Genomic DNA, 9,105 nt, shown 5'->3' with positions numbered 1-9,105 from the left:
TCGCGTCACTCAGCGGGGTCAGCACCACGACCACGTCCACCTGCGGCAGCAGGGCGCCGAGCTCGTCGACGCCGTGGACCTCCTCGACCACGCCGTCCCCGGCACGGGCCCGGCTCGCGACGGCCACGACCGACGCCTTCATCGGCACCAGCCGCTCCGCCACGGCGCGGCCGATGGAGCCGTACCCGAGCACCATGACCCTGGAGTCGGCCAGCGACCGTCGACCCGGCATCCGCACCCAGCGGCCCTGCTCAGCCGCGCGTACGGCCTCGGGGATGCCGCGCAGTGAGGCGAGGACCAGCCCGACCGCGTGCTCCGCGGTCGCGTCGTCGTGCACCCCGGAGCCGTTGCAGAGCAGCACCCCGGACGGGATGTGCTCCGGCACGCCCTCGTACCCGGCCGACTGCAGCTGCACCACCCGCAGCTCGCTGAGCTCGGCGGTTCGTCGGATCACACCTCCGTGCGTCATGTACGGCGCCACCCACAGCGTGGCGCCCTCCGGTGGCGGACCGTCGCCGTCCCAGACCTCGATCACGGCCCCGTCGACCGGCCCGACCGCCTCAGCCAGCTCGGCCGTGGGCACGACGACCATCACCTCACCGCTCATCGCGCACCCCCGCCGAGGGGAAGGTGGGGCGACAGGTCGGTGCGCTCGCCGCTGGCCCGTACGGCCCCGGAGGCGTTCGCCTCGTCCCACGTCGTCGCCCCCGTCGCGAGAGCGATCCAGGTGTCGGCGTCCATCTCCACCACGGCGGGCGGCGTGCCGCGGGTGTGCCGGACCCCCGCGATCACCTGGGCCGCCGCGTACGGCGGGATCCGCACCTCCACGCTGGCGCCGGGCGCCCGCTCGGCCAGCACGGCCAGGAAGTGCTTCACGAGCAGCTTGGTGTCGGAGCGCTCCCGGGGCGAGGCCGTCAGGGCGGCCGAGACCTCACTCGGAGCGGAGGGGCGGAGTCGGGCGGGCACGCCTGTGAGCGTACGTCGGCTCCGAGGAACACGAGATCACCTCTCCCCAAGCGGCCCCCTCTGCGACTACGTTCGACCTCATGGCCGGTTATCGGGAGCTGGCCCGAAACCGCGATTTCACCGTCCTGTGGGTCGGAGACACTGCCAGCGAACTCGGGACGCGCCTCACACTCTTCACCTTCCCCCTCGTCACGTTCGCCGTGACGGGGTCCGCCGTCGCGGCCTCGTGGGTGGAGTCGCTGTACCTCCTCGGCACCGTCGCGGCCCTGCTGCCGGCCGGCGTCCTCGTCGACCGGGTGCACCGCGGCCGTGTCATGCGGACGACCTCGCTGGTCGGCGCCGCCCTGTTCGGCACGCTGGCGCTGGCGGGCGTCCTCGACGCCCTCACCCTGCTGCACCTGACCGCGGTCGCCCTCGTCGCGGGACTCGCGGCCGGGCTGTACGAACCCGCGCAGGTCTCCGCTCTGCGCAGCGTCGTCAGCGACGAGGAGCTGCCGGTCGCGCTCAGCCAGAACCAGGCGCGCACCCACGTGGCGGGGCTGATCGGCGGCCCGTTGGGCGGCGCGCTGTTCTCCCTGGCCAGGTGGCTGCCGTTCGCCGTCGACGCCGTCACCTACCTGGCGGTCTGGTTCACGGTCGGGAGGATCCGTACGCCGCTGGCGGCCGCCGGCGGACCGGACCGCGACGTCGGCAGCTGGTGGGCGGACCTGGTGGCGGGGATCCGCTTCATCATGGGCCGCGCCTTCTTCCGGGTGCTGCTCGTGTGGGCCGCCCTGGTCAACCTGGTCGCCAACGCCGCCCTGTTCGTCCTCATCCTGCGCATGGTCAAGAACGACGAGCCACCCGTCGCGATCGGCACGGTCACCCTGGCGATGGCTGCCGGCGGCATCATCGGGTCGATCGTGGCCCCGCGCGTCATCGAACGTGCGCCCACGGGACTGCTCGCCGTCTCGGTGTCGTGGTGGTGCGCGCTGCCGATGGTGCCGCTGATCTGGTTCGACGAGCCGTGGGTGGTGGCGCTGTGCATGTTCGGCGTGCTGCTGCTCAACCCCATCGGCAACTCCGGCATCAGCGCGTACCGGATGGCGATCACACCGCCGGAGATGCAGGGGCGCGCGTCCTCGGCGAGCCGCTTCCTGGTGATGGCCCTGATGCCGCTCTCCCCACTCGTCGGCGGGTACCTGCTCGAGCACTTCGGTGGGCACGTCGCGATGACGGCGCTGGTGGTGGCGACGTTCGCGCTGGCCCTGCTGCTCACCTGCTCGAGGTCCGTACGCACCGTGCCGCGACCCGACCGGTGGCGCACCCTCGTCGACGCGGACGTCAGCGGCTGAGGGAGGCGAGCACGTCGACGACCGCGGCCCACGCCGGGGTGGTCACGTCGACGAGGTCGTAGTGCCCGCCGCCAACCTCGACCAGACGCGCCGTGCCGCCCGAGGCGAGCACCCGGGCCGTGTACGCCTCGGCCTGCGCGAACGGCACCTCGTCGTCGTCGCGGGCGTGCAGCACGGACACCGGCACGCGCGGCGGCAGCAACCACGTCGGGTCCGCCGCCCGGTACGCCGCGTCCGCCTCCGCCGGGGAGCCGCCCAGGAACGCCTCCACCGCGTCGCCGCCCAACCCGTCGCCCCAGGCAGCCGCGAGGTCGAGGACACCGGCCTGACTCACGACGTGCGCGACCTCCGGCCCGCCCGTCCAGCGGCCGTCCCCCGCCCGGTGCCGCGCCTCGGCCCAGGCCGCCAGGTGCCCGCCGGCGGAGTGCCCCAGCACGACGAGCCCTCCCAGGTCGAGCCCGGGGCCCCGCTCAGGGTCCGCGAGCAGGGCGAGCGCCGCGTGCACGTCGTCGAGCGTCTCCGGGAAGCCCCCGCCGCCACCCACGCGGCGGTACTCGACGGTGACGGCCGCCCAACCCCGGGCGGCCAGATCGGCGCTCAACGGCTCCGCCCACTCCGCGCCGTACGCGGCCTTCCAGAACCCACCGTGCAGCACGACCACCACGCCCCGCGGAGCCCGCTCGGACGGCAGGTGCACCCGGACCCACTGGTCCGGGTGCACCCCGTACGCGTACGTCGTCGGTGAACCCACCCGGCCACCCTAGGGGCGGCCGGGTGCGGCGGTCACCTGACGCGGACCCCGTGCAAGCCCGTCCACTTCCGCTGCGGGACCTTGCGCTTGGTCACCGGCTGGGTGCCGAACAGGTCCTTGGCGGTGAGGTAGGCGAACATCGTGGACGCGATCGCCTTCGCGTTGATCGCCAGCGCCTCGTGGGAGAGGTTGTCGATCGTGTCGCAGGCCGCGTGGTAGCAGGCGTCGTACCAGGCACCCGCGGTGCCGCCCCACTTCGCCGCCTGCTCGGCCGTCTTGACGCCCTCGGCCCCGGTGAAGAGACCGCCGGCGGGGATGCCGTTGTTGATGAACGCCTGGTAGTCGGAACGGCCGCTGAACTCGGTCGGCTCGGACGGCACGCCCTTGGCGGCGAAGAACCGCTCGAACGTGGCCTCGATGTGGTCCGACCCGGGCGGGCCCTGGAGGCCGAAGCCCGAACCGTCGCCGTCGTAGATGAACAGCCCGTAGTTGGGCGAGGCGACCATGTCGAAGTTCAGGTACATCGCGATCCGGTCCAGCTCGGCCGGGGCGTCGGCGACCAGGTCGGCGACGTACGCGTTGGAGCCGACGAGGCCGGCCTCCTCAGCGCCCCAGAACGCGAACCGGTAGGCGTTGGCGGGTCCACCCTTGGCCTTGTGCTTGCCCCGGTGGCCCTTCACCGTCGCCTTGCCGTGCCCGCGGCCGGCGTTGCCGTACTTGCCGAGCGCCTCGGCGACCTCCAGCAGGGCCGCGGTGCCGGAGCCGTTGTCGTTGATGCCCGGCCCCTCGGCCACGGAGTCGAGGTGGGCGCCGGCCATGACGACCTGGTCGGGGTTGCCGCGACGTGAGTCGGCGATGACGTTGGTCGACTTGAGCGGCGTCCGCTCGACGCCGACGTCGACGTGCATGGCCAGCCCGGCCGCCTGGCTGAGCGCGGCACCGAGGGCGTAGGTGGCGCCCACGGCGGGGACCCCCTCGTACCCGTTGCCGAGCGTGACGCCGGGGATGCCGGTGCGGTCGGGGCTGGAGGTGTTGCCCTGGTTGAAGAAGACGATCGCGGAGGCACCCGCGGCGCTGGCGTTCTCGCCCTTGAGCTCGAACGTGCAGGTGCCGCGCTGGATCAGGGCGATGTTGCCGGCGGGGAAGCCCGCGAAGTCCGAGGCCTCGCACCCGCTGGAGGACGTGTTGCCCGCGCCGAGCGCGACGTCGACGGGCGTGACGGCGGCGGTGACCTCACCGGCGGGGCTCTGGTCGGTGGGGGCGAAGTCCACGTCCTCGACGTACGTGGTCGGCGTCGGCGCCGTCTGCTCCAGGGTGGAGGGGCGCACGATCTTCCAGTCGTTCACGGTGAACTCGTGGGTGCTGACCTTGTACCCGGCCCGCTTCAGCTTCGCCGCCACGTACGCCGCGGAGGCGTCGTACCCCGGGGTGCCGAGCGCGCGGTTGCCGTCGTTGTCGTCGGCGATCCTCTGCAGCGCCTTCGCGTGCTCCAGCGAGCCCTTGAGGGTGACGCACTGCAGCAGCTTGCCCGTCGAGTTGTTGACGCGGTCGCAGCGGGAGTCGCCGTGCCCGCCGCGTGTCGACTCGCGCTCGGCCTCGGCGGGGGTGACCGCCACGGCCAGGGTGGCGACGACCGTGGCCAGGGCAGCCACCGTCCCACTCACTCGTCGTGAGCTGATTCGTGTTCTCGTTCCTGATGCACCGAGCATCTCAGGACCTCCACTGTCGGACGTCCCCCACACCACCCCAGGCCCTTCGACGCTAACTGCGGTGTCAATCCCTCGAGGAACCACCGTGGGCTCAGGCCGTACGCCGGGCGACCGTCTCCTCGTACGCGAGCAGCGAGCGGGCCAGGTCCTGGGCCTGCTGCCGGATCTCCGGGACGGCCGTGGACTCCCACAGCTCGCCGCGGCGAAGGGCTCCCAACGTCCACACCGGCACCGCCTGCCCGGCCGGGTCGAGCAGCTGGCCGTTGAGGGTCCGTACGCCCAGGCCGTGGACGTCGGTGGCGCCGAGGGCCTGGCTGCCGTCGAGGCCGAGGACGGAGTCGATGACCTGGTTGCCCAGGGTGCGGACGTCCTCGCGGGGGCCGGTGCAGTTGACCAGCCAGCCGCCGGTGACGGTGCTGCCGTCCTCACCGGTCACGGTCACCTGGTCGGTCCCGAACGCGACGTCGGCGACCGTCATCGCCCGTACCTCGAGCCGCCCGGAGGCCAGGGCGTCCTCGACGACCTCGGCCGAGGTGGGCGCCATCCGGTGGCGGCGGACGTTCCACGAGCGCAGGACGTCGCGCAGGAAGATGCCCTTCTGGTCGTCGTCGAGGCGGCCCCAGACCTCGGCCACGCGGTAGCGGATGCCGTCGATGCCGGGGCGCCAGTTGCCCTGCAGCTGGGCGACGGCCGAGACGTGGGCGCGGGCAGCCGCGTTGATCTCGGCGATGGTGCTGCCCCAGGAGGTGACGTTGGGGACGACCTCACCGAGGTACTCGGGCGCGTGGGCCTTGGGGACGGCCCCGGTGCGGGAGACGGCGACGACGCGGCGTTCGGGGTGGCTGGCCAGCACGGAGAGCGCGACGTCGACCATGGTGAGGCCGGCGCCGACCACGACGACGTCCTTCTCGCCCTGCAGCACCGCGGCGAAGGAGTCGGCCACCCACGGGTCGGCGACGTACCGCGGGCTCTCGGGGGTGCCGTGCGGCGCCCAGTCCTCGCCCACCGCGGGCAGGCCGACAGCGAGCACCGTCTGGTCGGCGACGATCTCCTCGCCCGTCTCGGTGGTCACGACGACGCCGCGGCCGCGGCGGTCCACGCCGGTGGCGCGGGCGTGGACCTGGCGCACGGACAGCTTGTCGCCGGCGCGGGCGACGTCGCGGTCGAAGCGTTGGCGCAGGTAGCGGGCCCACTCCAGGCGCGGCGCGAACCAGTACGTCCCCTCGTTGTCGTCGACGATGAGGCCCTGGTCGACGCACCAGTGCACGAAGTCGAAGCGGTCGTCGGGGTCGTACGACATGCCGGCTGCCGGGACGTTGAGCAGGTGGCGCCGGTCGAGGGTGCCAAACGCGGCGCCGCGGACCGGTCCGGCAGCGGGATCGACGAGGACGACCTCGACGGGTCCGCCCGAACCGGGTGCCGCGAGGCGGCGGGCCAGGGAGGTGACGACCAGGGATCCGGCGGCGCCGGACCCGACCACGACGATCCTCATCGCCCACCTGCCCGACATCGAAGCCCGCCCGTGCCCACTGGAAGCGTCATCCCGACCACCCTCATCAACGTAAGTCTCACTATTTAGTGGACTTTAGCGGGTGACCAAACTTTCCGGGGCATCGCGGGAACAAGCCAGCGCGCCGCGGCGATTGCGCGCCTCAGCCCAGCGCAGCCGGGAGGGTCGCCTGCCAGGCGGCCTTGGCCTCGGCGACCGGCACCTCGAACTGGCCCTCGACCACGATCGCGTCGCCACCCGTACGACCCAGCGCGGTCACGGGCACGCCGTGGGTGTGGGCCAGCGCGACGAGCGCGTCGGCGTCCGCGTCGGCCACCGTCACCACGACGCGGGCCGTGGACTCCGCGAAGAGTGCGACGAACGGGTCGGGGTGCACCTGGTCGAGCGCCACCGCCACACCGACGCCGTGACGGAAGGACGACTCGGCCAGCACCTGCGCCAGACCACCGTCGGAGAGGTCCTGGGCGGAGGTCAGCGTGCCGACGCCCGCGACGAGCAGGTCGGCCAGGGCGGCCTCGGCGGCCAGGTCGACCTTCGGCGGCTGCCCGCCGAGGTGGCCGTGGACGACGTGGGCCCACTCCGAGCCGGACAGCTCCTCGCGGGTGGTGCCGAGCAGGAAGACCCGCTCGCCCGCCGCCTGGAAACCGGTCGGCGTGTGCCGGGTGACGTCCTCGATGACACCGAGGACCGCGACCACCGGCGTCGGCAGGATCGCCGTCTCGCCGGTCTGGTTGTAGAGGCTGACGTTGCCGCCGGTGACCGGGACGCCGAGCTCGAGGCAGGCGTCCTTGAGGCCGCGGCACGCCTCCGCGAACTGCCACATGACGCCCGGGTCCTCCGGCGAGCCGAAGTTCAGGCAGTCGGAGACGGCCATCGGCACGGCACCGCCGGTGGCGACGTTGCGGTACGACTCCACCAGCGCGAGCTGCGCACCCGTGTACGGGTCGAGCTTGGCGAAGCGGCCGTTGCAGTCGGTGGAGATGGAGACGCCGAGGTTGGTGTCCTCGTCGACGCGGATCATGCCGGAGTTGTCCGGCTGCGCGATCACGGTGTTGCCGCGGACGTAGCGGTCGTACTGGTCGGTGATCCACGCCTTGTCGCACAGGTTGGGGCTGGCGACCAGCTGGAGCAGCGTCTCCTTGAGCGCCGCACCGGTGGACGGACGGGCGAGGCGCTCGGCGCCGTCGGCCTGCAGGGCGTCCTGCCACTTGGGGCGGGCGTACGGGCGCTCGTACACGGGGCCGTCGTGGGCGACCGAGGCGGGCGGCACGTCGACGACGCGCTCACCGTGCCAGTCGATCTCGAGGCGGCCGCTGGCGGTGACCTCGCCGATGACGACGGCCTCGACGTCCCACTTGCGGCAGATCTCCATGAACTTCTCGACGTTGGCGGGCTCGACGACCGCCATCATCCGCTCCTGCGACTCGCTCATGAGGATCTCCTCGGGAGCCAGCGTCGAGTCGCGCAGGGGCACCCGGTCGAGCTCGACGTGCATGCCGCCGTCGCCGGCCGAGGCCAGCTCGGAGGTGGCGCACGAGAGCCCGGCACCGCCGAGGTCCTGGATGCCGGCGACCAGGTCGGCCGCGAACAGCTCCAGGGTGCACTCGATGAGCAGCTTCTCCATGAACGGGTCGCCGACCTGCACCGACGGGCGCTTGGCCGGGCCGCCCTCGTCGAAGGTCTCCGAGGCGAGCACCGAGACGCCGCCGATGCCGTCGCCTCCGGTGCGGGCGCCGTACAGGATCACCTGGTTGCCGGTGCCCGAGGCGTTGGCGAGGTGGAGGTCCTCGTGGCGCAGGACGCCGATCGCGCCGGCGTTGACGAGCGGGTTGCCGAGGTACGTGGCGTCGAAGACGGCCTCGCCGCCGATGTTGGGCAGTCCGAGGCAGTTGCCGTACCCGCCGACGCCGGCCACGATCCCGGGCAGCACACGGTGGGTGTCGGGCTCGTCGAGCGGGCCGAAGCGCAGCGGGTCGACGACGGCGACCGGGCGGGCGCCCATGGCGAGGATGTCGCGGACGATGCCACCGATGCCGGTCGCGGCACCCTGGTACGGCTCCACGAACGACGGGTGGTTGTGCGACTCGACCTTGAACGTCACCGCGTAGCCGTGACCGATGTCGATGACGCCCGCGTTCTCACCGATGCCGGCGAGCATCTTGCCGGCCTTGGTCTCCTGCGGGATCTCACCGAACTGCTTGAGGTGCACCTTGGTCGACTTGTACGAGCAGTGCTCCGACCACATGACGGAGTACATCGCCAGCTCGCTCGAGGTGGGGCGGCGCCCGAGGATCTCGCGGATCCGGGCGTACTCGTCCTCCTTGAGGCCGAGATCGGCCCACGGCTGCTCGCGGTCGGGGTCGCCCGCCGCGACGGCGACGGTGTCGAGCGCGGAACGCTGGGACTGCTCGGTCTGGGGCTGCTCGGCAGAGGTCTCAGGCACGGGGCCAATCTACCGTTGCCCACGGCGTCCGGCGGAGTCGGAGCGGCCCGACGGACAGCCGTACGCGGCAGACGCCCCCTCAGGCGTCGGCCACCGCGTTCTCCCGGGCCGCGCGACGGGCCGCACGGGCGGCGCGGCGCTCCTCGAGCAGCGCCCGCTTGGCGTCCTTCTCCTCCTGCTTGGCCGCGGCCTCGGCCTCCCGACTCTCGGCCACGGTCGCGGCCGCTGCGGCAGCCGCCGCCTCCTCCCCACCGAGGGGGGCGTGGGCGGTCACCAGGGTCGCCTTCTCGCGGATCTTCTCCTGCAGCTTGTCGCGGCGGGCCTTGTCCTGGGCCTCCGCCTTGGAGGGAGGTGCCGTCGTGGTCGTGGGCCGCAGCACCCGCGGACCCCCA

General features: G+C 72.8%; 8 protein-coding genes. 1 reads left to right on the top strand and 7 read right to left on the bottom strand.

Annotated features, from left to right (window positions below):
- Together ACI379_RS11650 and ACI379_RS11645 are read right to left on the bottom strand one after the other, a co-directional pair.
- Positions 1-607 (bottom strand): NAD(P)-dependent oxidoreductase (locus ACI379_RS11650; RefSeq protein WP_439792255.1); only part of this gene is annotated, 607 nt, incomplete at its 3' end.
- On the bottom strand, positions 604-966 hold the full coding sequence (locus ACI379_RS11645; RefSeq protein WP_439792254.1) for a sterol carrier family protein: 363 nt from the start codon (positions 964-966) through the stop codon (positions 604-606). The genes ACI379_RS11645 and ACI379_RS11650, both read right to left, overlap by 4 nt.
- Positions 967-1,046: 80 nt before the next feature.
- Between ACI379_RS11645 and ACI379_RS11640 the strand changes: the two genes are divergently transcribed.
- Positions 1,047-2,300: an MFS transporter gene (locus ACI379_RS11640; RefSeq protein ID WP_439792253.1), complete on the top strand. Its 1,254-nt coding sequence runs from the start codon at positions 1,047-1,049 to the stop codon at positions 2,298-2,300.
- Here ACI379_RS11640 and ACI379_RS11635 read toward each other — a convergent pair.
- The 5 genes from ACI379_RS11635 to ACI379_RS11615 all read right to left on the bottom strand — a co-directional run.
- Positions 2,290-3,051 carry an alpha/beta hydrolase gene (locus tag ACI379_RS11635; RefSeq protein WP_439792252.1) on the bottom strand — a complete coding sequence of 254 codons (762 nt, stop codon included), beginning with the start codon at positions 3,049-3,051 and terminating at the stop codon, positions 2,290-2,292. The genes ACI379_RS11640 and ACI379_RS11635 overlap by 11 nt on opposite strands.
- Positions 3,052-3,083: 32 nt before the next feature.
- The gene (locus ACI379_RS11630; RefSeq protein ID WP_439792251.1) at positions 3,084-4,703 is read right to left on the bottom strand and encodes a M28 family metallopeptidase; all 1,620 of its coding nucleotides are present in this window, start codon (positions 4,701-4,703) and stop codon (positions 3,084-3,086) included.
- Positions 4,704-4,851: 148 nt separating this feature from the next.
- A complete protein-coding gene (locus ACI379_RS11625) occupies positions 4,852-6,252 on the bottom strand; it encodes an FAD/NAD(P)-binding protein (protein WP_439792250.1) in 1,401 nt (466 codons plus the stop codon).
- Between the two features lie 160 nt (positions 6,253-6,412).
- Positions 6,413-8,713: a phosphoribosylformylglycinamidine synthase subunit PurL gene (gene purL, locus ACI379_RS11620; RefSeq protein ID WP_439792249.1), complete on the bottom strand. Its 2,301-nt coding sequence runs from the start codon at positions 8,711-8,713 to the stop codon at positions 6,413-6,415.
- Between the two features lie 79 nt (positions 8,714-8,792).
- Positions 8,793-9,105, bottom strand: a 313-nt coding sequence (locus tag ACI379_RS11615) for a hypothetical protein (RefSeq protein WP_439792248.1), incomplete at its 5' end; no start/stop codon positions are given.

Source organism: Nocardioides sp. (genome assembly GCF_051876515.1).
Taxonomy (GTDB): domain Bacteria; phylum Actinomycetota; class Actinomycetes; order Propionibacteriales; family Nocardioidaceae; genus Nocardioides.
Note: the sequence above shows the minus strand (reverse complement) of the source record. Positions and strands in the feature narration are given on the sequence as shown.

Bases quoted from the DNA above. Each gene is read 5' to 3' on its own strand.
- ACI379_RS11640 (WP_439792253.1), top strand. From the start codon at position 1,047: ATGGCCGGTTATCGGGAGCTGGCCCGAAACCGCGATTTCACCGTCCTG.
- ACI379_RS11625 (WP_439792250.1), bottom strand. From the start codon at position 6,252: ATGAGGATCGTCGTGGTCGGGTCCGGCGCCGCCGGATCCCTGGTCGTC.